The 25,771-nt window shown below is 71.8% G+C and carries 22 protein-coding genes and 1 riboswitch; of the genes, 11 read left to right on the top strand and 11 right to left on the bottom strand.

Annotated elements, in window-relative coordinates; genetic code table 11:
• Positions 1 to 3: 3 nt before the first annotated feature.
• A complete protein-coding gene (locus tag AB0E02_RS23790) occupies positions 4 to 423 on the bottom strand; it encodes a PPOX class F420-dependent oxidoreductase (protein ID WP_362142408.1) in 420 nt (139 codons plus the stop codon).
• Between the two features lie 177 nt (positions 424 to 600).
• On the opposite strand from AB0E02_RS23790, the gene AB0E02_RS23785 reads away from it, so the two are divergent.
• Positions 601 to 1,380, top strand: coding sequence for an SDR family oxidoreductase (locus tag AB0E02_RS23785; protein ID WP_362142406.1), 780 nt, complete (start codon positions 601 to 603; stop codon positions 1,378 to 1,380).
• 83 nt (positions 1,381 to 1,463) lie between these two features.
• Here AB0E02_RS23785 and AB0E02_RS23780 read toward each other — a convergent pair whose 3' ends face one another.
• Positions 1,464 to 1,781: a hypothetical protein gene (locus AB0E02_RS23780; protein WP_362142404.1), complete on the bottom strand. Its 318-nt coding sequence runs from the start codon at positions 1,779 to 1,781 to the stop codon at positions 1,464 to 1,466.
• A 162-nt stretch (positions 1,782 to 1,943) separates the two neighbouring features.
• Here AB0E02_RS23780 and AB0E02_RS23775 point away from each other — a divergent pair, with 162 nt between their 5' ends.
• Entirely contained in the window at positions 1,944 to 3,110 is a 1,167-nt protein-coding gene (locus AB0E02_RS23775; protein WP_362142402.1) for a hypothetical protein, read from the top strand.
• A gap of 62 nt (positions 3,111 to 3,172) precedes the next feature.
• A riboswitch (ZMP/ZTP riboswitch) is annotated at positions 3,173 to 3,260 on the top strand.
• A gap of 21 nt (positions 3,261 to 3,281) precedes the next feature.
• Complete coding sequence (locus AB0E02_RS23770) at positions 3,282 to 4,136, top strand: tetrahydrofolate dehydrogenase/cyclohydrolase catalytic domain-containing protein (RefSeq protein ID WP_362142400.1); 855 nt, start codon at positions 3,282 to 3,284, stop codon at positions 4,134 to 4,136.
• A 123-nt stretch (positions 4,137 to 4,259) separates the two neighbouring features.
• Here the strand turns inward: AB0E02_RS23770 and AB0E02_RS23765 are convergent, their stop codons facing one another.
• From AB0E02_RS23765 to AB0E02_RS23755, 3 genes are all read right to left on the bottom strand, one after another.
• Complete coding sequence (locus tag AB0E02_RS23765; protein WP_362142398.1) at positions 4,260 to 5,678, bottom strand: aldehyde dehydrogenase family protein; 1,419 nt, start codon at positions 5,676 to 5,678, stop codon at positions 4,260 to 4,262.
• A 92-nt stretch (positions 5,679 to 5,770) separates the two neighbouring features.
• Positions 5,771 to 6,934 carry an FAD-dependent oxidoreductase gene (locus AB0E02_RS23760; RefSeq protein WP_362142396.1) on the bottom strand — a complete coding sequence of 388 codons (1,164 nt, stop codon included), beginning with the start codon at positions 6,932 to 6,934 and terminating at the stop codon, positions 5,771 to 5,773.
• The gene (locus tag AB0E02_RS23755; protein ID WP_030411057.1) at positions 6,931 to 7,251 is read right to left on the bottom strand and encodes a bifunctional 3-phenylpropionate/cinnamic acid dioxygenase ferredoxin subunit; all 321 of its coding nucleotides are present in this window, start codon (positions 7,249 to 7,251) and stop codon (positions 6,931 to 6,933) included. Before AB0E02_RS23755 ends, AB0E02_RS23760 begins: the two co-directional genes overlap by 4 nt.
• 168 nt (positions 7,252 to 7,419) lie before the next feature.
• On the opposite strand from AB0E02_RS23755, the gene AB0E02_RS23750 reads away from it, so the two are divergent.
• The 8 genes from AB0E02_RS23750 (at position 7,420) to AB0E02_RS23715 (ending at position 18,332) form a co-directional block, all read left to right on the top strand.
• Positions 7,420 to 8,223, top strand: coding sequence for an IclR family transcriptional regulator (locus tag AB0E02_RS23750; RefSeq protein ID WP_362142394.1), 804 nt, complete (start codon positions 7,420 to 7,422; stop codon positions 8,221 to 8,223).
• 188 nt (positions 8,224 to 8,411) lie between these two features.
• The gene (locus AB0E02_RS23745; protein WP_362142392.1) at positions 8,412 to 9,497 is read left to right on the top strand and encodes an S-(hydroxymethyl)mycothiol dehydrogenase; all 1,086 of its coding nucleotides are present in this window, start codon (positions 8,412 to 8,414) and stop codon (positions 9,495 to 9,497) included.
• Entirely contained in the window at positions 9,494 to 11,950 is a 2,457-nt protein-coding gene (locus tag AB0E02_RS23740) for an FAD-dependent oxidoreductase (protein WP_362142391.1), read from the top strand. The genes AB0E02_RS23745 and AB0E02_RS23740 overlap by 4 nt, the downstream gene beginning before the upstream one ends.
• A gap of 128 nt (positions 11,951 to 12,078) precedes the next feature.
• Complete coding sequence (locus AB0E02_RS23735) at positions 12,079 to 13,209, top strand: aromatic ring-hydroxylating dioxygenase subunit alpha (protein WP_362142389.1); 1,131 nt, start codon at positions 12,079 to 12,081, stop codon at positions 13,207 to 13,209.
• A complete protein-coding gene (locus AB0E02_RS23730) occupies positions 13,202 to 14,668 on the top strand; it encodes an aldehyde dehydrogenase family protein (RefSeq protein ID WP_362142387.1) in 1,467 nt (488 codons plus the stop codon). The genes AB0E02_RS23735 and AB0E02_RS23730 overlap by 8 nt, the downstream gene beginning before the upstream one ends.
• Before the next feature lie 12 nt (positions 14,669 to 14,680).
• The gene (locus tag AB0E02_RS23725) at positions 14,681 to 16,309 is read left to right on the top strand and encodes an amino acid permease (RefSeq protein ID WP_362142385.1); all 1,629 of its coding nucleotides are present in this window, start codon (positions 14,681 to 14,683) and stop codon (positions 16,307 to 16,309) included.
• Positions 16,310 to 16,337: 28 nt separating this feature from the next.
• Positions 16,338 to 17,894 (top strand): GMC family oxidoreductase N-terminal domain-containing protein, encoded by a 1,557-nt coding sequence (locus tag AB0E02_RS23720; RefSeq protein WP_362142384.1) that lies wholly within the window; start codon positions 16,338 to 16,340, stop codon positions 17,892 to 17,894.
• Positions 17,895 to 17,957: 63 nt separating this feature from the next.
• Entirely contained in the window at positions 17,958 to 18,332 is a 375-nt protein-coding gene (locus AB0E02_RS23715) for a metalloregulator ArsR/SmtB family transcription factor (protein WP_362142382.1), read from the top strand.
• A gap of 283 nt (positions 18,333 to 18,615) precedes the next feature.
• Here the strand turns inward: AB0E02_RS23715 and AB0E02_RS23710 are convergent, their stop codons facing one another.
• From AB0E02_RS23710 to AB0E02_RS23685, 6 genes are all read right to left on the bottom strand, one after another.
• Entirely contained in the window at positions 18,616 to 19,410 is a 795-nt protein-coding gene (locus tag AB0E02_RS23710; protein WP_362142380.1) for a carbon-nitrogen hydrolase family protein, read from the bottom strand.
• Positions 19,411 to 19,810: 400 nt separating this feature from the next.
• On the bottom strand, positions 19,811 to 21,223 hold the full coding sequence (aspA, locus tag AB0E02_RS23705) for an aspartate ammonia-lyase (protein WP_362142501.1): 1,413 nt from the start codon (positions 21,221 to 21,223) through the stop codon (positions 19,811 to 19,813).
• Positions 21,224 to 21,594: 371 nt separating this feature from the next.
• Entirely contained in the window at positions 21,595 to 22,776 is a 1,182-nt protein-coding gene (locus AB0E02_RS23700; protein ID WP_362142378.1) for an asparaginase, read from the bottom strand.
• A gap of 197 nt (positions 22,777 to 22,973) precedes the next feature.
• Entirely contained in the window at positions 22,974 to 23,675 is a 702-nt protein-coding gene (locus AB0E02_RS23695) for a FadR/GntR family transcriptional regulator (RefSeq protein ID WP_362142500.1), read from the bottom strand.
• 211 nt (positions 23,676 to 23,886) lie between these two features.
• The gene (locus tag AB0E02_RS23690; protein WP_362142376.1) at positions 23,887 to 24,522 is read right to left on the bottom strand and encodes a GNAT family N-acetyltransferase; all 636 of its coding nucleotides are present in this window, start codon (positions 24,520 to 24,522) and stop codon (positions 23,887 to 23,889) included.
• A 362-nt stretch (positions 24,523 to 24,884) separates the two neighbouring features.
• Positions 24,885 to 25,577: a response regulator gene (locus AB0E02_RS23685; protein ID WP_362142374.1), complete on the bottom strand. Its 693-nt coding sequence runs from the start codon at positions 25,575 to 25,577 to the stop codon at positions 24,885 to 24,887.
• Positions 25,578 to 25,771 lie beyond the last annotated feature (194 nt).

Here is a 25,771-nt window from a genome sequence, read left to right as displayed (position 1 = left end):
CCCTCAACCGGCCTGACTGCTGTCCTTCAGACTGCCCCAGCCGTGCCAGCGCTCGACCTCGATCCAGGCACTGACCCGGCGCCGGTCCCGCTGCGGATACGGCTTGCCCAGATAGCGCTGTGCCAGCCGGTCGATGTCGGTCAGCTGCTCGTCGTCGCGGAGCTCGGCCACCCGCCCGATCAGGGTCAGATGGGTGTACCAGTTGCCCTCGTCGAGCACGGTCAGCGTCACCCGCGGATCGTCGCGCAGGTGCTGGAGCCGCCTGCGGCCCTCGTCCATGTTGACCAGCACCCGGCCGTCGTCCCAGAGGTACCAGGTCGCGGTGGACACCGGCTGGCCGTCGGACCGCAGGGTGGTGATCACCGACGGGTTGCGCTTGGCCAGCATCGTGGTGGCGGAAGCGGGAAGCGGTGGTTTCGACATCTCAAGCCCTCATCAGTTCGTGGTGGCTGCCGTCCCGGACGCCGTGCAGCGGCGCTCCGGCTCCTGGCGGAATCATGACGTGAGCGGAGCGGAATGTTCCGGAGGCGGGCGGCGTTCGGATTCCTGATCATGCGTCTGCCCGGTCCGGCCCCGGACCCGATGAGGAAAGGACCGCCCATGCCGCTCCCGTCCACCACCCCCGGCGCCGCACCGCCGCCCCCGGGCGAGCCGCCACGGGGCGACGAGCTGCGCGGCCGGGTCGTCGTCCTCATAGGCGGCGCAAGCGGCATCGGACTGCGCGTCGCCCACCGGGCCGTCGCGGCCGGCGCCCGGGTCGTCCTCGGCGGCCGTACGCCCGACAAGCTCGCCGCCGCGGCCGACGCGCTCGGCGACGCCGCCGACTGGCACCCGGTCGAGGTGACCGACCCCGGTTCCGTCGCCGCCTTCTTCGGCCCGCTCGACCGCGTCGACCACGTCTTCACCACCGCCGCGGACTACCGCGTCGGCCCGATGCGCGAGCTCAGCGACGAGGACGCGGCGAGCCCCTTCACCTCCAAGTTCTGGGGCCAGTACCACGTCGCCAAGCACGCGGCACCGCTGCTGTCCCAGGACGGCTCGGTGGTGCTGATGTCCGGCGCCGCGGGCGCCCGGCCCCCGGCGCCCGCGCCCGCCTACGCCGCGTGCAACGCCGCGATCGAGGGACTCGCCCGTGGCCTGGCCGTCGAACTCGCCCCGGTCCGCGTCAACGTCGTCTCGCCCGGCACCGTCGACGGCAATCTCTGGGCCGGGCGCCCGGCCCAGGACCGCGAGGCCGCCTTCGCGCAGTACACCAGGGACACCCTGCTGCACCGGCTCGGCACCGAGGACGAGATCGCGCACGCGGTGCTGTTCCTCTTCACCAACCGCTACATGACCGGCTCGACGCTCTACCCGGACGGGGGCTACACCCTGCGGTGAGGCCCGGCGGCCGCGCGGGATCCGGCGTCAACACCGCGGATCGCACGCGCTCTCCGCCCGCCCGGCGTCCCGCCCGCGGTGGCTCAGGCGTCCTGGTGCGCGGGCCGGGCCGCCGGCACCGACCGCCGGGGCGGCAGCACGTCGGGCGCACGGTGCGGCCGCAGCGCGGTGAGCGCGGTCTCGGTCTCCTCCATCAGGGCCCGGTAGGAGATCAGCCGCTGCCACTCCGGATCGGCGACTCCGGGTACCGTGGCCGCGCGCTCCGTCCACAGGCGCACCAGCGAGGCGTAGACGGGGGTCTGCCGGGCGATTTCCGCGGTGATCCAGCGTGGCGTGGCCGCGGGACGGGGGAGGAACGTGTGACCGTGACCTGCGACGGTGCCGGAGGTGGGTGCGCTCATGGCCGTAGAAACGATTCTTCCGGCCTGGGGTCACTGCGTATTTTTGCGGCTGCCCGCACAGGAGTCCCGCAGGCATGGGGTTAAACCCCGCGAATATCACCTCATGCAGTGATCTATGGCCGGGAAGCGGTCCAATCCGGACGAAAAAACGTTGTCGCTGTCATGGAACCGAGGGAGTTGTGGGAGCGCCACGCGGTACTCGCACAGGCGTTTTGCAGCAGCGATGACGAGGTCCGCCGGACGCAGGGACTCCTCGACGAGGCCGAGGCCCGCCGGTCCCGGACCCTGGCCGCCTTCGCCGTGACCGTCGGCAGCGACGCGGTGGTGGCGGACCTGCTCGGCCTGGACGAGCGCGAAGTGCGGCTGGCCCGCCGCACGGTGGGCAAGGACGACGCCCGCGCGGTCGCCAAGAGCCTGCTCGCCGAACAGACCCCGGCGCGGGAGCAGACCACGGTACGCGAGCCGTCCCCCGCCCAGCCGGCCGCCGCGCCGACCGCCACCCGCCCCGCCCCGGCGCAGGCCGCCACGGACCGGCCCGCGGCGGACCGGCCCGCACCCACCGGGACCACGCCCGGCACCACCGCCGGACAGACCGGCGCGTCCCCGGTCACCCACGACCCGGCCTGGGCGCCGGCCCTCGACGCGGTCCTGATGACCAGCTGGCACACCGGGGTCGACCTCACCGCGCTCGCCACCGAACTCGGCCTGGACGTACGGCTCCTGGTCGCCCGCGCCCAGCAACTGTCCACGGAGACCCGCCCCGCCCCGGCCGCGCCGCCCGACCGCACCGGCCGGCACCGGAGAATGGCCACCCTCCAGCCCTCCCCGCCGACCGATACCGGCCCGACCGCCTGGCGCGAACGCGCCGACCGGCCCGCGTGGGAGCAGTACGAACACGACACCTGGAAACAGCAGCCGTACCAGCAGTACCAGTCCTACGCGACGGCCCACCCCCACCCCGCCCAGTACGCCGCCCCGGGCACGTCCACCGGCTACCACCAGTACCCCACCCACCAGCCCCACCAGAATCACCACGGCCACCAGGCCCACCAGCACCCGCACGACACCCAGACCACCCAGACCGTTCAGACCCTCCAGCACGGTCAGCACGGTCAGCAGCTCCAGCACGGGCACGAGCACTACACCGGATACCAGGACGTCCAGGAGTACCCCGGGTACGAGCCCCCGCCGGCGTCCTCCGCGCCCCCCACCTGGGACGCCAACGCCATCACCGCCGCCCAGCACGACTGGGACGGCATCCTCAGCCAGTGGGAGGCCACCACGCCCACCACCCCGCCCCTGTCCGCCCCGGGACACGGAGCCACCTGACCCGCCGAGCCTCGGCCCCCCGCGGCTCCTCACCCGTACGGGTGGGACGTCGTCTAGAGTGGACGGCGGGCCGTGACTGGCGCTTGGGTGGAGTACCACCGGGGAGCGGCCCGGCCGTCACGGCCACTGCCGCGCGCCTGGGCGATCCACGACGACGCCCAGGAGTACCCGATGTCCCCGACCGCCCGCCTCATGGACGGCACCGCGCCGGCCCGCCGGATCGTCGAGCAGGCCGCCGAGCGCGCCGCCGCCCTCACCGAGCAGACCGGCCGGACCCCGTGCCTGGCGACCGTCCTGGTGGGGGAGGACCCCGCCTCGGTGACGTACGTCCGGATGAAGCGCAACCGCTGCGAGAAGGCCGGCATCCGCTCCCGGCACGTGGCCCTGCCGGCCACCACCACGACCGGCGAACTGGTCGACACCCTCACCGCGCTCTCCCAGGACCCCGAGGTGCACGGCATCCTCCTCCAGCACCCGGTCGGCCCGCACATCGACGAGCGCGCCGCCTTCGAGGCCATCGCCCCCGAGAAGGACGTCGACGGCGTCACCTACCACTCCTTCGCCACCATGAGCTTCGGCGCCGAGGGCTTCGCCTCCTGCACGCCCGGCGGGATCCTCCGGCTGCTCGACCACTACGGCGTCGAACTGGCCGGCAAGCACGCCGTCGTGGTCGGCCGCAGCGCGATCCTCGGCAAGCCGGTCGGGATGCTGCTGCTCGGCCGCAACGCCACCGTCACGTACTGCCACTCCCGCACCACCGACCTCGCCGCCCTCACCCGCCAGGCCGACGTCCTGATCGCCGCGGTCGGCCGGCCCCGCCTCCTCACCGCCGACCACATCAAGCCCGGCGCGGTCGTCATCGACGCCGGCTACAACCCCGGCAACATCGGCGACGTCGACTTCGACTCGGCCGCCACCCGCGCCTCCCTGATCACCCCGGTCCCCGGCGGCGTCGGCCCCATGACCATCGCCACCCTCCTCACCCAGACCGTCGACGCCGCCACCCGCCAGCTCAAGGACGCCTGACCGCGGGAACCTCCCGGGGGCCGGTCCGCCCGGCCGGAGGTGGCCCCTCCGAACCGCCTGCCTCGCAGTCGCCCACGGCGCTCCGTGCGCCGTACGAGGCAGGCGTTCGCCCGGTCAACGGTTTCAGAGCTGGAGCGACTTCGTCTGCAGGAATTCCCGCAGGCCGTGCGTGCCGAGTTCTCGGCCGATGCCCGATTGCCGGTATCCGCCGAAGGGGGCGAGGGGGTTGTACGCGCCGCCGTTGACGGTCACCTGGCCACACTGCATCGCGCGCGCGAAGGCGATCGCCTGCTGCTGATCGGCCGCCCAGACGGACCCCGCGAGGCCGTAGTCGGAGTCATCGGCGATGCGCAGGGCCTCCTCCTCGTCCTCGTACTTCATGAACGAGAGCACGGGGCCGAAGATCTCTTCCCGCGCGAGGCTCATCTCGGGAGTGACGTCGGCGAAGACGGTGGGACGGACGTAGAAACCCTGGTCGAGGTCTTCGGGAGCCTCAGGGCCACCCGCGACAAGTCGGGCGCCTTCCGCCAGGCCCCTGCGGATGTGGTCGCGAACCCTTTCCCGCTGGGCGCCGCTCACCACCGGACCCAGGCGGCAATCGGGATCGGCCGGATCACCGGGACGGTAGGCGGCGATTTCCTTGACGGCGATGCGCACCGCCTCTTCGTAGTCCTCGGCGCACACCAGCGTGCGCGTCAGGGCGTTGCAGGACTGCCCGGCGTTGCGCATGACGTCGGCGACGTTGGCGCGGACGGCCTGGGCGAGGTCGGCTCCGGGGAGGATGACATTGGCGGACTTCCCGCCGAGCTCAAGGGCGACGGGTTTCACCGCGGCGCCGGCGACGGACCCGATGTGCCTGCCGACAGCGGTGGAACCGGTGAACGACACCATGTCGACCCCGGGGTGGCGCACCAGTGCCTCCCCGGCGTCCGTCCCCGTGCCGGTGACGAGGTTGAAAACCCCCTCGGGGAAGCCCGCGGCCGCGACGCACTCGGTGAACATCTGGGCCGACAGCGGGGTGAGTTCCGCGGGTTTCAGCACGACCGTGCAGCCGGCGGCGAGGGCGGGCACGACCTTGCAGACGATCTGGTGCAGCGGGTAGTTCCACGGGGTGATGGCGCCGACGACCCCGACGGGCTCCAGCAGCACCAGGGAGTTGCCCACCTGCTCCTCGAAGGCGAAGCCGGCCACGAGCTCGGCGTGCAGGCGCGTCACGGTGACGGGAAGACCGGCCTGCACCCTCCGCGAGAAGCCGATGGTGGTGCCCACTTCAGCGGTGATGAGCGCGGCCATGTCGTCCTGCCGGGCGGCCAGTTCGTCGGACAGCGCCGTCAGTAAGGCGGCACGTCGGGCGGGGGCGGTGGCCGCCCACCCGGGAAGGGCCGAACGGGCGGCGTCGACCGCGGCGTCGACGTCGGCCGCGGAACCGGCCGGAACGGTCCCGATGACCTGTTCGTCGGCGGGGTTGACGACCTCGATGGAATCCGTCCCGACGGCAGGTCGCCAGCGTCCTTGGATGAACACCTCGTCGTGCGCGATCACAGGCCTGCTCCTCCATACGTCACGGTTGGTAGGGGAAACCTAACCTCGTGCGCCACAGGCGCACCAGCGCGACCAGGGAGTTCGCGCCGGTGTCACAGCGGCTGGGCGGCGCGGGCGAGTTCGCCGCGGTGTCGCATGAAGGGCCGCGGGCGGTTGAGGGCGAGCACCGCGGTGGTGCGGCCGTCGCGTTCGTAGCAGGCGAGGAAGCTGCGGTCGTCGGGGGAGCCTTCGAGGATCCGCGGGGTGTCCTGGGGTCCGCGGCGGCCGGCGAACTGGAGGCGGACGCCGTACTGGTCGGACCAGAAGTAGGGGAGGGCCCGGTGGGTGGTGACCGTGCGGCCGGCGAGGAGGTTGCGGGCGGCGACCGTGGCCTGTTCGGTCGCGCTGGTCCAGTGCTCGGCCCGGACGCCGGCCACCCTGGCGACGTCGCCGACCGCGACGACGTTGGGCAGTGCGGTGACGCAGCCGGCGTCGCAGACCACGCCGTCGTCGAGGGGCAATGTGGACGAGGCGAGCCAGTCGGTGTGCGGTCGGACGCCGATGCCGACCACCACCACGTCGGCGGGCAGCCGGCGGCCGTCGGACAGCTCGACCGACGTGACGCGGGGGCCGGCGCCGGCACCGGGCAGCCCGGCCACGCCCGTACCGGTCAGCAGGGTGACGCCGTGGTCCGCGTGCAGTGCGGTGCAGAGCCGGGCCATCTCCGCGCCGAGTTGCGGCAGGAGCGGGAGCGGGGCGGCCTCGACCACGGTGACGTCATGGCCGAGGGCGGCGCAGGAGGAGGCGACCTCGGCCCCGATGAATCCGGCGCCGATGACGACGACGCGGACCGGGCCCCGGGTCAGGTCGGCGCGCAGCGCGCGGGCGTCGTCGAGGGTGCGCAGGGTGTGGGTTCCGGCGGGCGCCGGGCCGGGGAGGCGGCGCGGGGCGGCGCCGGTGGCCAGGACCACGCCGTCGGTGGTCAGCGGCCGGCCGTGGTCCAGCAGCACCGCGCCGGCGGCGGTGTCCAGGCCGGTGGCCCGGGTGCCGAGCAGCCACTCGGCGTCGAGTTCGGCGCTCTCCTCGGCGTCGGTCAGGGCGAGTTGGTCCTGGCCGGTGGTGCCGGTGAGGAAGTCCTTGGACAGCGGCGGCCGGTCGTAGGGGCGGTGGTGCTCGTCCCCGACGATGACCAGCCGACCGTCGAACCCCTCGGCGCGCAGGGCCCGGGCGGTGTACAGACCCGCCAGCGAGGCCCCGATGACAGCGACCGACTTCATGCGGCGGTGCCCTCCTCGGCGACGTGGTGCACGTAGATCATGCCGTCCTCGACGGTGACCGGATGGGTCCGTACGGCCCGGCGGGCGGGCAGGCAGGTGGGCGCACCGGTGCGGAGATCGAATGAAGCGGCGTGCAGCGGGCATTCGACCAGACACCCCTCCAGCCAGCCGTCGGCGAGCGAGGCGTCCTGGTGGGTGCAGGTGTCGTCGATGGCGTACAGCTGCCCGTCGGCGTTGAAGACGGCGATCGGAGGTGCGGTGTCGATGCGTACGGACTCGCCTGCGGGCAGGTCGGCAAGGTGGCAGACAGGAATCACAGGACCCCCCTGTTACTCTTCGGTATCATCGAGTTTCGTGTTGCGCACGATGGAGCGCTATGCGCAACAGAATCCAGACCGGGGACGGGCGCGTCAAGCGCTCCCCGGAATTGCCGACCGTTCAATTTCGGACCCGCGACCGGGTGGCCAGGTGGTGAGAACCAACACATGACGGACATCGTGGAGGGGCTGACGGACGGCAAGCCGTCGAAGGGACCCGCCAGCGCCGTGCAGTCGGTGGACCGCGCGGTGACCGTTCTGGAGATCCTCGCCCGGCACGGCGAGGCCGGGGTGACCGAGGTCGCCGACGAACTGGGCGTCCACAAATCGACCGCGTTCCGGCTGCTCGGCGTGCTGGAGAGCCGCGGCCTGGTCGGCCAGGAGCAGGAGCGCGGCAAGTACTTCCTCGCGGCCGGGGTGCTGCGGCTGGCCGGCGCGGCCGCCGTCCGGCTGGACATCTCCCAGGAGGGCGCCGCGGTCTGCCGGCAACTGGCCGACGAGCTCGGGGAGACCGTCAACATCGCGGTGCTGGAGAGCGATGCCGCGGTGAACATCATGCAGGCGCGCGGCCCGGCCTCGGTCACCGCGCAGAACTGGCTCGGCCGGCGCACCCCGCTGCACGCCACCTCCAGCGGCAAGGCGCTGCTGGCCTACCAGCCGGCACCGGTCCAGGACGCCGTCCTGGGCCGGAAACTGCCCCGGCTCACCGAGCGCACGGTCACCTCGCCCGAGGAACTGCGCCGCCAGCTCAAGGAGGTCGTCGAGCGCGGGTTCGCGACGGCGGTCGAGGAGCTGGAGCTGGGACTGCGCGCGGTCGCGGCACCGGTGCGCGCGCACGACGGCTCGGTGATCGGGGCGATCAGCGTGTCCGTGCCCGCGTACCGGCTGGACGAGGAGCGGCTGCCCGAGGTCGTCAAGGGCACCGTCTCCGCGGCCGAGGAGCTCTCCCGCCGTATGGGATACGCCTGTTGAGCCGCTGACGGGCAGCGGACGGCGGCGGGGCCGGAGCGCACAGCTCCGGCCCCGCCGCCGTTTCCGGACGCCTGAGGAGCCTTTTACGAACAGCTGGCCCGCACCCCTTGACGGTGCCGAGACGGCGTTCCCACTATGTCTCTCATCGCGCAACCAGTCGTGCACTGCGCAACACTGAGGGGTAGGGCATGCCACACGAAGTCCATGCCGTCGTCGCGGCGAAACAAGGCGCACCCGTCGAGCTCCGGACGATCCTGGTGCCGGATCCCGGCCCCGGCGAGGCACTCGTCGCCGTACAGGCCTGCGGAGTCTGCCACACCGACCTGCACTACCGGGACGGCGCGATCAACGACGCATTCCCCTTCCTCCTGGGCCACGAGGCCGCCGGAATCGTCGAAGCCGTCGGCCCCGGCGTCACCGATCTTGCCCCGGGCGACTTCGTCGTACTCGCCTGGCGCGCCCCCTGCGGCACCTGCCGGTCCTGCCGCCGCGGCCGCCCCTGGTACTGCTTCGACTCCCGCAACGCCACCCAGCCCATGACCCTGGTGGACGGGACCCCGCTCAGCCCCGCCCTCGGCATCGGCGCCTTCGCCGAGAAGACCCTGGTCGCCGCCGGACAGGCGGTCAAGGTCGACCCCGCCGCCCGGCCCGAAGCGGCCGGACTCATCGGCTGCGGCGTGATGGCCGGCTACGGCGCCGCCGTCCACACCGGGCAGGTGGGCAGCGGCGACACCGTCGCCGTCATCGGCTGCGGCGGCGTCGGCAACGCCGCGATCGCCGGCGCCTCGATCGCCGGAGCCCGCCGGGTCATCGCCGTCGACATCGACGAACGCAAACTCGACGGCGCCACCCGCTTCGGCGCCACCCACACCGTCAACTCCCGCCGCACCGACCCCGTCGAGGCCGTACGGGAACTCACCGGCGGCCACGGCGCGGACGTCGTGATCGACGCCGTCGGCCGCCCCGAGACCTACCGGCAGGCCTTCTACATGCGCGACCTGGCCGGCACCCTGGTCCAGGTCGGCGTCCCCACACCGGACATGACGATCGAACTGCCGCTCATCGACCTCTTCGGCCGCGGCGGCGCCCTGAAGTCCTCCTGGTACGGCGACTGCCTGCCCAGCCGCGACTTCCCCGTCCTCATCGACCGCCACCTCGGCGGACGCCTCGACCTCGACGCCTTCGTCACCGAGCGGATCACCCTCGACGAGGTCGAGTCCGCCTTCGAGAAGATGCACCGCGGCGAGGTCCTGCGATCGGTGGTGATCCTGTGACCCCGGCCCACCCCACCACCGACGCCCGCGTCGTCATCATCGGCGCCGGCATCGTCGGCTGCTCCCTCGCCGACGAACTCACCGCCCGCGGCTGGACCGACGTCACCGTCCTCGACCAGGGCCCGCTGCCCGCCCCCGGCGGCTCCACCTCCCACGCCCCCGGCCTGGTCTTCCAGACCAGCCCCTCCAAGACCCTGACCACCTTCGCCCGCTACACCGTCGAGAAGTTCTCCGCCCTACAGGTGGACGGCCTGTCCTGCTTCAACCCGGTCGGCGGCCTGGAACTCGCCACCACCCCCGAACGCTGGGCCGACCTGCACCGCAAGGCCGGCTGGGCCGCCTCCTGGGGCGTACACGGCGAACTGGTCTCCCCACGCCGCTGCAAGGAACTCTGGCCCCTCCTCGACGAAGCCATGATCCTCGGCGGCTTCCACACACCCGACGACGGCCTGGCCCGCGCCGTCCTCGCCGCCCGCGCCCAGATGGACCGCGCACAGCAGCGCGGCGCCCGCTTCCTCGACCGCCACACCGTCACCGGCATCGAACAGGCCGACGGCCGCGTCACCGGCGTGATCACGGACCGCGGCACCTTCCCCGCCACCCACGTCGTCTCCGCGGCCGGCTTCTGGGGCCCGGTGATCGGCCGCATGGCCGGCGTCGACGTCCCCCTCCTCCCGCTCGCCCACCAGTACGCGAGGACCAAGCCGCTGCCGGAACTCGCCGGCGCCAACGACCCCCGCACCGAAGCCTCGAAGCCCATCCTCCGCTTCCAGGACCGCGACCTGTACTTCCGCGAGCACACCGACCGCATCGGCATCGGCAGCTACGCCCACCGACCCTTGCCCGTCGACCCGTTCACCGTCCTCCCCTACGACGAGGCACGCGCCCGCAACATGGACATGCCGTCCTCGTTCCCGTTCACCACGGACGACTGGGCCCCGAGCTGGGAGGACAGCCGCCGGCTGATGCCCGCCCTGCGCCACACCGACATCGAAAAGGGCTTCAACGGCGTCTTCTCCTTCACCCCCGACGGCATGCCGCTCCTGGGCGAAGCCGGCACACTCGGCGGCTTCTGGCTCGCCGAAGCGGTCTGGGTGACCCACTCCGCCGGCGTCGCCAAAGCGGTCGCCGAATGGATGGTCGACGGCCACGCCACGACCGACCTGCACGAATGCGACCTGCACCGCTTCGAGGACGCCCAGCGTTCCCCCGCCTACGTCCACGACCGCGGCTCCCGGCAGTTCATCGAGGTCTACGACGTCATCCACCCCCTCCAGCCCATGGAGCAGCCGCGCCCGCTGCGCGTCAGCCCCTTCCACACCCGCCAGCAGGAACTCGGCGCACACTTCCTCGAAGGCGGCGGCTGGGAACGCCCGCACTGGTTCCACGCCAACGCCCACCTCGTCACCGACACCCCCGAACGCGACCCCTGGTCGGCCCGCCACTGGTCACCCATCGCCGCCGCCGAGGCCAGGGCGACCCGCGAGCGGGTCGCCCTGTACGACATGACCCCGCTGCGCCGCCTGGAGGTCACCGGCCCCGGCGCGCTCGCCTTCCTCCAGCGCATGACCACCAACAACCTCGCGAAGAAGCCGGGCGCGGTGACCTACACCCTGCTCCTCGACGAGAAGGCCGGCATCCGCTCGGACCTCACCGTCGCCCGGCTCGCCCCCGACCGCTTCCAGGTCGGCGCCAACTCACCCGCCGACCTCGCCTGGTTGCAGCGCCACGCACCCGCCGACGTGCACCTGCGTGACATCACCTCCGGCACCTGCTGCATCGGCGTATGGGGCCCGCTCGCCCGCGACCTGGTCCAGCCGCTGACCCGCGACGACTTCTCCCACGAGGCGTTCGGCTACTTCCGCGCCAAGGAGACCTACCTCGGCCACGTCCCGGTCACCGCCCTGCGCCTCAGCTACGTCGGCGAACTCGGCTGGGAGCTCTACACCACCGCCGACCTCGGCCTCCGCCTCTGGGACACCCTCTGGGAAGCCGGAGCGCAGCACGGCGTCATCGCGGCCGGCCGGGCGGCGTTCAACAGCCTGCGCCTGGAGAAGGGCTACCGCTCCTGGGGCCACGACATGACCGAGGAGCACACCCCGTACGAAGCCGGCCTCGGCTTCGCCGTCCGGATGGACCGCGGCGACTTCCTCGGCCGCACCGCCCTCGAACAACTCCCGCCCCCACAACGGACATTGACCGCCCTGCTCCTCGACGACCCGGCCGCCGTCGTCCTCGGCAAGGAACCCGTCCTCGTCGACGGCACACCCGCCGGCTACGTCACCAGCGCCGCCTACGGCCACACCCTCGGCCGCTGCGTCGCCTACGCCTGGCTCCCCGCCCACCTCACCACCGGCACCGGCGTACACATCGAGTACTTCGGCGAGAAGCTCCCCGCCACCGTCGCCGACGAACCGCTGTTCGACCCGAAGATGACCCGCATCCGCCGCTAGCAGACACCGCTGCCCGCAGCGTCTCCCACACACCACGCCCGCGTCCTCGACCGCACCACCACGAACCCCACCGAGCCGTTCGACCCGCGCCGCCATCCCGCCGCGCCCGCCGTCTGAGGAGTCCGCCCGTGACGACGCTCCCCCTGCCACCGAGCCTCATCGCCACGCTCCCCGGCCACTACTACACCGACCCCGCGCTCTTCCGCACCGAACAGGAGCGGATCTTCGAGCGCATGTGGTTCTGCGCCGTCCGCTCCGCCGACCTCGACCGGCCCGGAGCGTTCCGCACCGTCCAGGTCGGCCGCGAGAACGTCCTGATCACCCGCTCCCGCACCGGCCGACTGCGCGCCTTCCTCAACGTCTGCCGGCACCGCGGCGCCCGCCTCTGCACCGAAACCGAAGGCCAGGTCCGCCGCACCCTCCAATGCCCCTACCACGCCTGGACCTACGACCTCGACGGCAAGCTGATCGCCGCCCCCAACCTCACCAAGATGCCCGACGTCGACCGCACCACCTACGGCCTCGTCACGGTCGCCCTGCGCGAATGGCTCGGCTACGCCTGGGTGTGCCTGGCCGACGAACCCCCCTCCTTCGAGGACACCGTGATCGGCGCGGCCGTCGAACGGCTCGGCGAGGTGGCCGCCATCGACCACTACGGCACCGAACGCCTCGCCCTCGGCAAACGCCTCACCTACGACGTACGGGCCAACTGGAAACTCATCGTCGAGAACTTCATGGAGTGCTACCACTGCGCCACCATCCACCCCGAACTCACCGAAGTCCTCCCGGAGTTCGCCGACGGCTACGCCGCCCAGTACTACGTCGGCCACGGCGCCGAGTTCGGCGACGGCGTCAAGGGCTTCACCGTCGACGGCAGCGAGGGCTTCGGCAAACTCCCCGACGTCCCCGACGACCAGGACCGCCGCTACTACGCCCTCACCGTCAAACCCACGGTCTTCGTGAACCTCGTGCCCGACCACGTCATCGTGCACCGCATGTTCCCGCTCGCCGAGGACCGCACGGTCGTCGAATGCGACTGGCTCTACGCACCCGACGTCATCGCCTCCGGCGCCGACGTGTCCCGGTCCGTCGAACTCTTCCACCGCGTCAACGCCCAGGACTTCGCCGCCTGCGAACGCACCCAGCCCGCCATGTCGTCCCGCGCCTACCGCTCCGGCGGCGTCCTCGTCCCCACCGAACACCACATCGGCATCTTCCACAGCTGGCTCCTTGAGCAGTTGGGGGCCGACGGTGCCTGACCTGTTCATCGGCGGCCGCTGGACCACCCCCCGGGACGAGCGGACCCGCGAGATCCGCTGCCCCGCCGACGGCAGCCTCGTCGCCGTCGTCGACGAGGGCGGCGGCAAGGACACCGCCGACGCGATCGCCGCCGCCCGCCACGCCTTCGACCACGGCCCCTGGCCCACCACCCCGGCCGCCACCCGCGGCGACCTGCTGCTCCGCGTCGCCGGCCACCTCGAACGCGACCGGGCCGCGCTCGCCCGCGCCGAATCCCTCGACACCGGAAAACGCCTGGCCGAGAGCGAAACCGACATCGACGACGTCGCCGCCTGCTTCCGCTACTTCGGACGGCTGGCCGGCACCGAGGACGGCCGGCTGCCCGACCCCGGCACCCCCGGCATCGACAGCCGCATCGTCCACGAACCCATCGGCGTCTGCGCCCTGATCACCCCCTGGAACTACCCCCTGCTGCAGACGGGTTGGAAGGTCGCACCCGCCCTGGCCGCCGGCAACACCTTCGTACTGAAACCCAGCGAACTCACCCCGCACACCGCCCTCCACCTGATGCGGCTGCTCCAGGAGGCCGGCCTCCCCGACGGCGTCGCCAACCTCGTCCTGGGCACCGGCCCCGAAGCCGGCGCCCCGCTCACCGACCACCCCGACGTCGACATGGTCTCCTTCACCGGCGGACTGCTCACCGGCCGGCGGATCATGGCCGCCGCGGCCGGCACCGTCAAACGCGTCGCCCTCGAACTCGGCGGCAAGAACCCCAACATCGTCTTCGCCGACGCCGACTTCGACACCGCCGTCGACCACGCCCTGACAGCCGTCTTCCTGCACTCCGGACAGGTCTGCTCGGCGGGCGCCCGGCTGCTCGTCGAGGACACCCTGCACGACCGCTTCGTCGACGAGATCGTGCGCCGCGCCCGGCTGATCCGCCCCGGCGGCCCCTTCGACACCCACGCCCGCACCGGACCGCTGATCTCCGCCGCCCACCGCGCCAAGGTCGAGGCCTACGTCGCCACCGGAATCGCCGAAGGCGCGGTGCTCCGCTGCGGCGGCACCCGCCCCGACGACCCCCACCTCGCCGACGGCCACTACTACCTGCCCACCGTCCTCGACGACTGCCGGTCCGCCATGACCGTGGTCCGCGAGGAGTCCTTCGGCCCCGTGCTGACCGTCGAACGCTTCACCGACGAGGACGAAGCGGTACGGCTCGCCAACGACACCGTCTACGGACTCGCCGGCGCCGTCTGGACCACCGACCAGGCCCGCGCCGACCGCGTCGCCGCCGCCCTGCGCCTCGGCACCGTATGGATCAACGACTACCACCCCTACCTCCCGCAGGCGGAATGGGGCGGCTTCAAACAGTCCGGCACCGGCCGCGAACTCGGCCCCGGCGGCCTGGCGGAGTACCGGGAAACCAAACACATCTGGCGCAACACGGCACCCGCGCCGGCGCACTGGTTCGACTGAGGAGGAAGGCCCTTGAGCTCACCCGACGCACCATCCGCAAGAACCACCGCACAGCCGCAAACCGCACCGCAGGCCACCGGCACCGAACCGGACGACACCGGACTCACCGAATTCGGCTACCGCCCCGAACTCCAACGCACCCTCGGCAACTTCCACACCTTCGCCGCCGGCATCAGCTACATCTCCATCCTCACCGGCACCTTCCAGCTCTTCTACTTCGGCTACGGCATCGGCGGACCCGCCTACTGGTGGTCCTGGCCCCTCGTCTTCGCCGGCCAGCTGATGATCGCCCTGTCCTTCGCCGAACTCGCCGCCCGCCACCCCGTCGCCGGCTCCGTCTACAACTGGGCGAAGAAACTCGGCAACCCGCACATCGGCTGGCTGGCCGGCTGGATGATGCTGGTCGCCTCCATCGTCTCGCTCTCCGCCGTGGCACTCGCCTACCAGCTCACCCTGCCGAAGATCTCCGCCGCCTTCCAGTTCATCGGCGACGGCACCGGCACCTACGACACCGCCACCAACGGCGTCCTCCTCGCCGCCGTACTGATCCTCTTCACCACCCTCGTCAACGCCTTCGGCGTCAAACTCATGGCCCGCATCAACACCGCCGGCGTCTTCATCGAACTCATCGCCACCGTCGTGCTGATCGTGCTGTTCGCCGTCCACGTCGTCCGCGGCCCGGACGTCGTCCTCCAGACCCACCACGCCGGCGCCGGCCAGCCCCTCGGCTACCTCGGCGCCTTCCTCACCGCCTCGCTGGCCTCCGCCTACGTCATGTACGGCTTCGACACCGCCGCCTCACTCGGCGAGGAATCACTCGACCCGTCCCGCAACGCCCCCCGCGCCATCCTCCGCGCCCTGATCGCCTCGTTCGTACTCGGCGGACTCATCCTGCTGCTCGCCATGATGAGCGTGAGCAGCCTGAACGGTAAGGGACTGACCACCGACGGGCTCCAGTACGTCGTCCTCGACGTCCTGGGCGACACCGGCGGCAAGGCCATGCTGTGGTGCGTCCTCATCGCGGTCACCGTCTGCGCGCTCGCCGTGCACACCGCCGCCATCCGGCTGGCGTTCGCCATGGCCCGCGACAACAACCTCCCCGCCGCCTCCCTCATGGCCAAGGTCAGCCCACGCTTCCGGACACCGGTCCTGCCCGCGGTCATCGTCGGGGTGCTCTCCCTCGGCGTACTGCTCCTCAACATCCGCCAGCCGCAGATCTTCTCCGTCGTCACCAGCATCGGCATCATCATGATCTACCTGGCCTATCTGCTGGTCACCGGCCCGATGCTGATCGCCAGACTCCGCGGCCGCTGGACACCGGCCGGCGGCGGACGGTTCACCCTCGGCCGCTGGGGCCTGCCGGTCAACGTCCTCGCCGTCCTCTGGGGCGCCGGCATGATCGTCAACCTCGCCTGGCCCCGCGACGCCGTCTACAACGCCACCCCGCCGCACCACTGGTACCTGCGCTACGGAGCCGTGCTGTTCGTCGGCGCCGTCGCCGTCGGCGGCTTCGCCTACTACTGGGGCGTCCAACGCCACCGCACCGGCGTCCTCGCCGAACACGCCGCCACCACCGACCGCACCGCGACCGGCACCACCGACGCCACCGACCCCCACCTCACCGTCACCGCCACCGACTGACCGCCCTGCCCCGGGAGGACAACACCCCATGGAAAACGCGGAGTTCGACTACGTCGTCGTCGGCGGCGGCACCGCGGGAAACGTCGTCGCCGCCCGCCTCAGCGAGGACCCCACCGTCACCGTCTGCGTCCTGGAGGCCGGCCCCAGCGACGTCGGCGACGACAACATCCTGCGCCTGGAACGCTGGATGGCACTGCTGGAATCCGGCTACGACTGGGACTACCCGGTCGAACCCCAGGAGAACGGCAACAGCTTCATGCGGCACGCCCGCGCCAAGGTCCTCGGCGGCTGCTCCTCGCACAACTCCTGCATCGCCTTCTGGGCCCCCGCCGAGGACCTCGACGGCTGGGAGGCGAACGGATGCACCGGCTGGGGCGCCCGCGACACCTTCCCGCTCTACCGGCGCCTGGAGAACAAGGACGCACCCGGCGACCACCACGGCCGCACCGGCCCCGTCACCCTGCGCACCATCAAACCCACCGACCCCTGCGGCACCGCCCTCCTCGAAGCCTGCGCCCAGAGCGGCATCCCCACCACCCCCTTCAACACCGGCCGGACCGTCCTCCGCGGCGCCCACTGGTTCCAGATCAACTCCGACGAGAACAACATCCGCCAGTCCTCCTCGGTCGCCTACCTGCACCCCGTCATGGGCAACCGCCCCAACCTCACCGTACGCACCGGCATCCGCGCCAAGCACCTCCTCATCGACGACGACCGGCGCTGCACCGGCGTCGCCTACCTCGACCCCGACCTGATCCACACCCGCACGGTCCGCGCCCGCCGCGAAACCATCGTCTCCTGCGGCTCCATCGACACCCCCAAACTGCTGATGCTCTCCGGCATCGGCCCCGCCGACCACCTCCGCGACCTCGGCATCGACGTCCGCGTCCACTCACCCGGCGTCGGCGAGAACCTCCAGGACCACCCCGAGGGCGTCATCATGTGGCAGGCACAGCAGCCCATGGTCACCGCCTCCAACCAGTGGTGGGAGATCGGCATCTTCGCCGACACCGAACCCGGCCTCGACCGCCCGGACCTGATGTTCCACTACGGCTCGGTGCCCTTCGACCTGAACACCGCCCGGCACGGCTACCCGACCTCCGAGAACGCCTTCTGCCTCACCCCGAACGTCACCCGCGCCCGCTCCCGCGGCACCGTCCGGCTCCGCACCCGCGACTTCCGCGACAAGCCCCGGGTCGACCCGCGCTACTTCACCCACGAACACGACATCCGGGTCATGACCCACGGCCTGCGGCTGGCCCGGGAGATCGCCGCCCGCCCCGCACTCGCCGACTGGACCGGCGCCGAACTCGCCCCCGGCCCCGACGTCCGCACCGACGACGAACTCCTCGACTACATCCGCACCACCCACAACACCGTCTACCACCCCTCCTGCACGGTGAAGATGGGCGCCGCCGACGACACCACGGCACCCCTCGACGCCCGACTGCGGGTCAAGGGCGTCACCGGCCTCAGGGTCGCGGACGGCTCGGTCATGCCCGAACTCGTCACCGTCAACCCCTGCATCACCACCATGATGATCGGCGAGAAGTGCGCGGACATGGTGCGGGAGGACGCGGGCTGAACCTCGTGCCGGCCACCAGAAACGAATGAAGAGGTCTTCATGTCTCATCGCTAGGATGACCCCATGGGTCACGGAATGGACGACAAAAGCACCACAACCACCCGCGAACGACTCGACGCCGTAGGCGCCGCCGACGTCGCCGCCACCCTCCAGGCCCTCTCCACCCCCTCCCGGCTACGCATCCTCGCCCGCCTCCAGGAAGGCCCCTGCGCCGTCGGCGACCTCGCCACCGCCGTCGGCATGGAACAGTCCGCCTGCTCCCACCAACTCCGCCTGCTCCGCAACCTCGGCCTCGTCACCGGCGAACGCAACGGCCGCTCCATCGTCTACGCCCTCTACGACCACCACGTCGCCGAACTCCTCGACCAAGCCCTCTACCACGTCGAACACCTCCGACTGGGGCTGCGTGACGGCCCGTCAACTGCCATTGTGCGATGAGGAGATGGGCCCGACCTTTCGGGTGAACGGAGGGGGGTCCGCCCGGGCCCGAGCCGGGACGGGCGAGGGCGTACGGGGGCGGGGTGCGGGTCCGGGGTGCGCGTGCGGGGCGAGGGGTGCGGGCCAAGAGGAGGAGGGGGCCGCGGCCGTGGGCCTTCGGCCTGACAGCCGCCCCCCGGCGAGCGGGTGGGAGGCGGCTGCCACACCTACCGACGGCTACGGGCCTGCTACCGACCTGCCACCGACTGCTACGAACCTGCTACGGATCTGCTACCGACCCCCGCTACAGCCGGCGGTTGTCCAGCACCGCGACCGCACGCCGCACCCGCGCCGTCTCCTCCGTGTCCAGCTGCGCCACCAACAGCTCGGGCGCACCGCCCAGTTGGGCCCGCACCGTACCGTCCGGACCGACCAGCGCACTGCGCCCGACACCGGTCGGCACCTTCGTCGGCACCTCGGGGTCGGCCTGCGGGTCGGGCGCGGCCTGGCCGACCGCCGCCAGCCACACCGTCGCATCCAGCGCGCGGGCCCGTACCAGCAGATCCCACTGCGCACGCTTGCCGGGACCCGCACCCCAGGAAGCGGGCAGCACCGACACCGTCGCCCCGGCATCCGCATGCGCCCGGAACAGCTCCGGGAACCGCAGGTCGTAGCAGGTCGCCAGACCCACCCGGACGCCCTCCACGTCGATGGTCACCACCCGACTGCCCGCAGCCACCGTGTCGGACTCCCGGAACCCGAACGCGTCATACAGATGGATCTTGTCGTACGACTCCTCGACCCCGGGCCCGGTCGCCAGCAGCGTATTGGCGACCCGCCCCTCAGGCGCCGGGGTGAACATGCCCACCACCACCGTCACCCCCGTCTCCCGGGCCACCGCACGCACGCCCTCGGCCCACGGCCCGTCCAGCGGCTCCGCCACCGGCCCCAACGGCACCCCGAACCGCACCATGGACGCCTCGGGCAACACCGCCAGCCGCGCCCCCTCCCGCGCCGCCCGCCGCACGTGGTCCTGCACGGCCGCGAGGTTCTCCTTCGGCTCGGTGGACGCCGTCATCTGGCACAGCGCGATACGCATGCGATCCCTCTCTCCGACTCTCCGAAGCATCTCGTGTACGGAGCCCCGCAGGACCCCTGTACACGATTCTGATCCACGCACCCGGGGAGCGCGGCTCCGGGACGGGGTTCTTCCGGGTACGGGGTGATTCCGGGGTGGGGTTCCGGGTGCCGGGCGGGCCGGCCGTGAGGTGGCCGAGCGGGTGATGTGGCCGCGCGGGTGATGTGGCTGCAGCCCGCAATGGGGCCGCGGCCGGCGGGCGACCGTACGGGCGTCGCCGACGATGCCGGGCCGGAGCCGGGCCGGGCCAGGTCAGGCTGGGCCAGGTCAGGCTGGGCCGGACGCGCTGGTCACCGTCACCCTCACAATCGCTGTGGCTGTCGCTGTCGCCGTCGTCATCGCCGTCGACGGGGGCTGCGCCTCACAGCCGTCCCGTGCCCGCCACTTCCTCCGGCCGCAGCAGAGCGGCGAGCCGCTCGGCGGGCAACAGGCCCTGCTCCAGTACGAGTTCGGCAACCCCGCGCCCGGTGGCGAGGGCTTCCTGGGCGATCGCGGTCGCCGCCGTGTACCCGATGTGCGGGTTGAGCGCGGTGACCAGCCCGATCGAATTCTCCACGCTCGCCCGGAGCGTTTCGGTGTTCGCGGTGATCCCGTCCACGCACCGTTCGGCCAGCGTCCGGCAGGCGGCCCCGAGGTGGGTGATGCTTTCGGAGAGCGAGTGCAGGATGATCGGCTCGAAGGCGTTGAGCTGGAGCTGCCCGGCCTCGGCGGCCATCGTGATGGTGACGTCGTTCCCGATCACCTCGAAGGCGACCTGGTTGACGACCTCCGGGATCACCGGGTTGACCTTGCCCGGCATGATGCTCGAACCGGCCTGTACCGGCGGGAGGTTGATCTCCGCCAGGCCCGCCCGCGGCCCGGACGACAGCAGCCGCAGGTCGTTGCAGCTCTTGGAGAGCTTGACGGCGATCCGCTTCAGCACGCCGGAGAGATGGACGAACGCCCCGCAGTCCTGCGTCGCCTCCACGAGATTGGCCGCGGTCACCAGCGGCAGCCCGGTAATGGCCGAAAGGTGCCCGCGAGCCGCCTCGGCGTACCCCCGGGGCGCATTGAGGCCGGTACCGATGGCCGTCGCACCGAGATTGATCTCGTGGATGAGCAGCACGGCCTCCGCCAGCCGGCTCTGGTCCTCCTCCAGCATCACCGCGTACGCGGAGAACTCCTGCCCCAGCGTCATCGGCACCGCATCCTGGAGCTGCGTCCGCCCCATCTTCAGCACCTCGCGGAACTCGTCCGCCTTGGCGGCAAAGCTCGCCCGCAACACACCCATCGCATCGACCAGCTCCCGCACCGCCATGATCGTGGCGACCTTGACCGCGGTCGGGTACACATCGTTCGTCGACTGCCCAAGATTGACATGCTCGTTCGGGTGCAGCCGGGCGTAATCGCCCTTCGCATGACCGAGGATCTCCAACGCCCGATTGGCGATCACCTCATTGGCGTTCATGTTCGTCGAGGTCCCGGCACCCCCCTGCACCACGTCAACCACGAACTGCTCATGCAGCCGCCCCTCCACCCGAATCTCGCGGCAGGCAGCCACAATCGCCTCCGCCCGCTCCCGATCGAGCAGCCCCAGATCCTGGTTGGCCCGCGCCGCAGCCTCCTTGACGGCAGCCAGCGCATTGATCAGATGCGGATAGGCAGAGATCGCCATCCCACTGATCGGAAAGTTCTCCACGGCCCGCAACGTATGCACACCCCAGTAGGCCTCAACAGGTATCTCCCGATCCCCCAACAGATCGTGTTCCCAACGGTGATCAGTAGCAGCAGTCACGGCAGTCACGAAAAAACGTCCTTCGGCGGAGTGGAGCAGGGGAGCAGGGCGGAGTGGAGTAGGGAAGCAGGGATGTACGGACCCAGGCCGCCGCGGGCGTAAACCAGGCAGGACCGGGGGAGGATTTCATCACAGAGAGTGACCGATTCGGGAACGAATCACGCTCCGTAATCGTTGCCGGGGTATGAGGAGGCGTCAGGAGGCAGGAGCAGGCGGGCGCAGGCAGGCGCAGCAGGAGACAGCCAGAGAGCGGGCACCAATGGGACAGGGGGTGCAGGGACAGCGGACAAGGTCTAGGAAGCGGAGGTAGAAGCGGAGATGGAGGTGGAGGGGAAAGTGGAAGCCGGAGCGGAAGCCGAAGCGTGCATGGGCTAGGTGGGCATGGGCGAAGCGGGCATGGACAGGGCCCCCGCCGCCCGCAGCGCCCCGACCGGTGCGCCGCCCCCGATGACCGGTGTGGCCGCGAAGTCGGCGAGGACGTCCGGGTCGACACCGCAGCGCGCCAAGGCAGCCGCCGTCACGGGCATCCGGGCGCGGTCGGCGCCGTCGGCTATCTTCACGCCGACGGCCCGCCCGTCCGGTAGTGCCGCGATCTGAACGCCCTCGAAGCCGTCCTTGGCGAGCAGCCCGGGGACCGCGCGCACCAGTCGGGCGGTGTCCCGGTCGGCACCGGAGACCATCTCGGGGTGGGTACGCATGGCGTGCGCGACCCGGCCCTCGTGGGTGTCGGGGGCGGCCGTCCCGAGCCGGGTGGCGGCCCGGGTCAGGCCATGCAGGGAGACCGCGAAGAGCGGGGCGCCGCAGCCGTCGACGGTGACGCGGGCGATGCGCTGGCCGGTGAGGTCCTCGACCGTCGCGGCGATCTCCCGCTGTAGCGGGTGGTCCGGGTCGAGGTAGGTGTCCGGTCGCCAGCCGCGGGCCAGGGTCGTCAACAGCATTGCGGCGTGCTTGCCCGAGCAGTTCTGGGTGAGGCGGGTGGGGCCCAGGCCGCGGCGGAGCCACTCGTCGCGTTCGGCGGGCCCGTACGGCAGGTCGGGGACGTTGCGCAGGGCGTCGTCGGTCAGGCCGGCGGTGGCGAGCATGCGACGGGCGGTGGCCAGGTGGCGTTCGTCGCCGGAGTGGCTGGCGGCGGCGAGGGCCAGTGCCTCGTCGTCCAGGGGCGGCAGGCCCGCGCGGAGCAGGCCGACGGCCTGGAGCGGCTTGAGGGCCGAGCGCGGGTAGAAGGCGGCCTCGATGTCGCCGGCCTGGAACTGCACGCTCCCGTCGGCGGCCAGCACCACGACCGAGCCGTGGTGGACGCCCTCGATGATGCCGCCGCGCACCACGTGGGCGAGAGGGGCGTGGGCGGGTTCGCGGATCTCGGGCGGCGTCGACACCTGGAGCGGGTTCGACACCTCTGCCGGGTTCGGCACCTCTGCCGGGTTCGGCACCTCAGGCGGGACCGACGCCTGGGGCGGGTTCGACACCTCAGGCGGGGTCGACATCTCGGGTGAGGTCGATATCTCGGGCGGGGTCGACATCTCGGGCGGGGTGGGGACCGCGCTGTCTCTCATTGCGTTCCTTGCCGTCATCGACCTCATTGCCTCCATCGGCGGCGCCATGTCGCCGGAGGGTGACGGTTCGCTGATGGATGAGGAACCGGCGGGTGAGAGGGGGACGGGTGCGGAACCGGCGGGGGAGGGGGTGGTGGGCAGGTGGTGTTCCTGCGAGGGGTTGCCGGTAGGGGACGGCTGGTGGAGGGGGTGCTTGGTCACGGCTGGGGCTCGGGATTCGGGGTGGGGGCCGCGCCGGGGGCGGGGGAGGGGCCGGGGGCGGCGGCGACGATTTGGGTGAGGGTGGTTTCCACGCGGGTGAGGTGGTGGGCCATGGCTTGTTCGGCGTCGGGTGCGGAATTGTCGATGAGGGCCTCGACGATGGCGCGGTGCTCGCGGTTGGACTGTTCGCGGCGGCCGCCGAGCTCGTTGAGGAACGCGGACTGGCGGGCCAGGGCGTCGCGGATCTCCTCGATGACGCGGCGGAAGACCGGGTTGCGGGCGGCCTGGGCGACCGCCAGGTGGAAGAGGGTGTCCATGGCCACCCAGGCGGTGGTGTCGGTCTCCCGTTCCATCCGCTCCAGCAGGTGGGTGAGGTGGTCGAGGTCCTCCGGGGTACGGCGCTGCGCCGCGTACCCGGCGACCGGGATCTCCACGTGGCGGCGGACCTCCAGGAGGTCGCTCGCCGCGTAGTCGCCGAAGGTGGGGTCGGCCACCGCTCCGTCCGAGACGACGAAGGTGCCCTTGCCGGTGCGCGAGACGGTGAGCCCCATGGTCTGTAGGGCGCGCAGGGCCTCGCGGAGTACGGGTCGGCTCACCTCCAGGCGGCGGCAGAGTTCCGCCTCCGAGGGCAGCTTGTCGCCGACCGCGTACTCGCCCCGTTCGATGGCGCCGCGCAGATGGTGCAGGACCGCTTCCATCGCGCTGACGCGGCGGGGCACACCGCCGGTAGTGACGGAAGTGACGGACGTGCTGGAAGAGGCGGAGGCGACGGAGGCGCCGGCGGGAGCGCCGGTAGCGCCGGGACCACCGGCGCCGGGACCGCCGGAAGCGCCGGGACCGGTGGAGGCTGTCTGGCTGTCTGACAGGTTGGACGTCACGGAGGGATCCTGAGTCCTGCGGGAGGGGATGTCAAGGCGCGGGGGGAGGCGGAGGGTGGTCGGCGGGGTTTTCCGTGCGGAGGTCGAGCGTGTACGTGCGGAGGTCGAGCATGTAGAAGACCTTGTCGTAGCGGCGGCCGCCCATGGCGACGAAGGCGGGCAGGCGGCCGTACTCGCGGAAGCCGAGGGAGCGGTAGAGGCGGAGTGCGCGGGTGTTGTCGGCGCGGGCGTCGAGGGTGAGGACCTCGATCTTCGCCTTGCGGGCATCGGCGACCAAAGTGCTGGTCAGCGACCTGCCGATGCCGCGGCCGTGTGCCTCGGCGGACACCGCGATCTTGACCAGATCGGCGTGCTGGCGGTTGGTCGCCTGGGTGTAGCGCAGCCAGTACCCCAGCCCGACCAGCCGGCGGCCGAGGTAGGCGGCGCGCAGTGCCGCATCGCCGTGCCGTGCGGCTCGCAGGACCCGGGCGATGAGGTCGGCCACCTCGTCCGGCGCAGGCGGGTCGTCCCAGCCGAGGGGCGCGCCGGCGCGTACGAGGTCGGCCAGCACGCGGTGGGCCTCGGCGGGGAAGCGGGCCGCCAAGTCCGGGTCGGCGGTCAGTTGCGCTGCGTCGAGGAGGGCGGGGGTCGGGTCCGTGTCACCCCTGCCGGTCGTCGAGATGTCCATGATTGGGAGGCTAGGAGGTGCGTCTCCCCGCCGGGGCCCGGACGGGAGAAATGCCCAGGGAGGCGATCCGGACCGGGGAAGCGAAGCCCGTAGCCGCCCGGGGTTGGACTACGGTTTCGCCAGGTTTCGGGATGATCGGTGGGACGTGGTCTCGGGCCGGCCCGTAGCCGCCCGGCGGTGGGAGTGTTCCGGGTGGCCGGGCGGTGCGACGTGGGAGGCGGCCGGCCGGTGGGCCGTTGGCGGTCGGTGGGACGTGGTCTCGGCCCGGCCCGTGGCTGCCCGGTGGGGCGTGGTCCCGGGCCGGCACGTGGCCGTCCGGCGGGGGAGGTGTTTCCGGCAGCCAGGGGCGCTGGGGGCTCGGGTCAGCCCGCCGCCGCCCAGCGGTAGCGGTGTTCCGGGCGGCCGGTGTCGCCGTATTTGAGGGTCAGGATGATGTGACCGCTGCGTTCCAGGTGTTTGAGGTAGCGCTGGGCGGTGGAGCGGCTGACGCCGGCGCGGGTGGCGACCTCGTGGGCGGACAGTGGTACCCGGGCCGCATCCAGGACGCGGCGGATCAGCCCGACGGTGGCCGCGGAGTGGCCCTTGGGGAGTTCGGTGTGCGGGGATTCGGCGGTGCGGAAGGCGCCGAAGATCCGGTCGACCTGTTCCTGGCCGGCCTCGCCGCGGCCGCTCACCCCCTCGACGGTGCGGCGCAGCGCGACATAGCCGTCGAGCTTGGCGCGCAGTCCGGAGAAGCCGAACGGTTTGACGAGGTACTGCAGCGCGCCGGACCGCATCGCGTCCTGGATGGTCGTCACGTCGCGGGCCGCGGTCACCATGATCACATCGGTGCGGTGGCCGAGTTGCCGCAGCCGCCGGAGCAGTGACAGCCCGTTCTCGTCCGGCAGGTAGTGGTCGAGCAGCACCAGGTCGGCGTGGGTGCGTTCCAGGGCGGCGAGTGCCTGGGCGGCGGTGTGGGCGCAGCCGGCGACCCGGAAGCCGGGCACCTGGGAGACGTAGGCGGCGTTGATCTCGGCGACGTGGAAGTCGTCGTCCACGACGAGTACGTCGATCACCGGGGGCCTCCGGTCAGGGGGACGCTCCAACCGTCGGTGACCGGGACGCACCGACGGTCATCCATCGCGCCGCTCCGACGGTCGTTCATCGGGAGGTACCGCCGGTCGTTCATCGGGAGGCACAGACGGTCGCTCATCGGGACGCACCGCCGATCCTCCATCGCGCCGCTCCGACGGTCGTTCATCGGGAGGCA

This window comes from Streptomyces sp. NPDC048196, from assembly GCF_040652715.1.
GTDB classification, from domain to species: domain Bacteria; phylum Actinomycetota; class Actinomycetes; order Streptomycetales; family Streptomycetaceae; genus Streptomyces; species Streptomyces siderophoricus.
The sequence above is the reverse complement of the archived record's forward strand: the minus strand, read 5'-3'. Positions and strand labels throughout refer to the sequence as shown.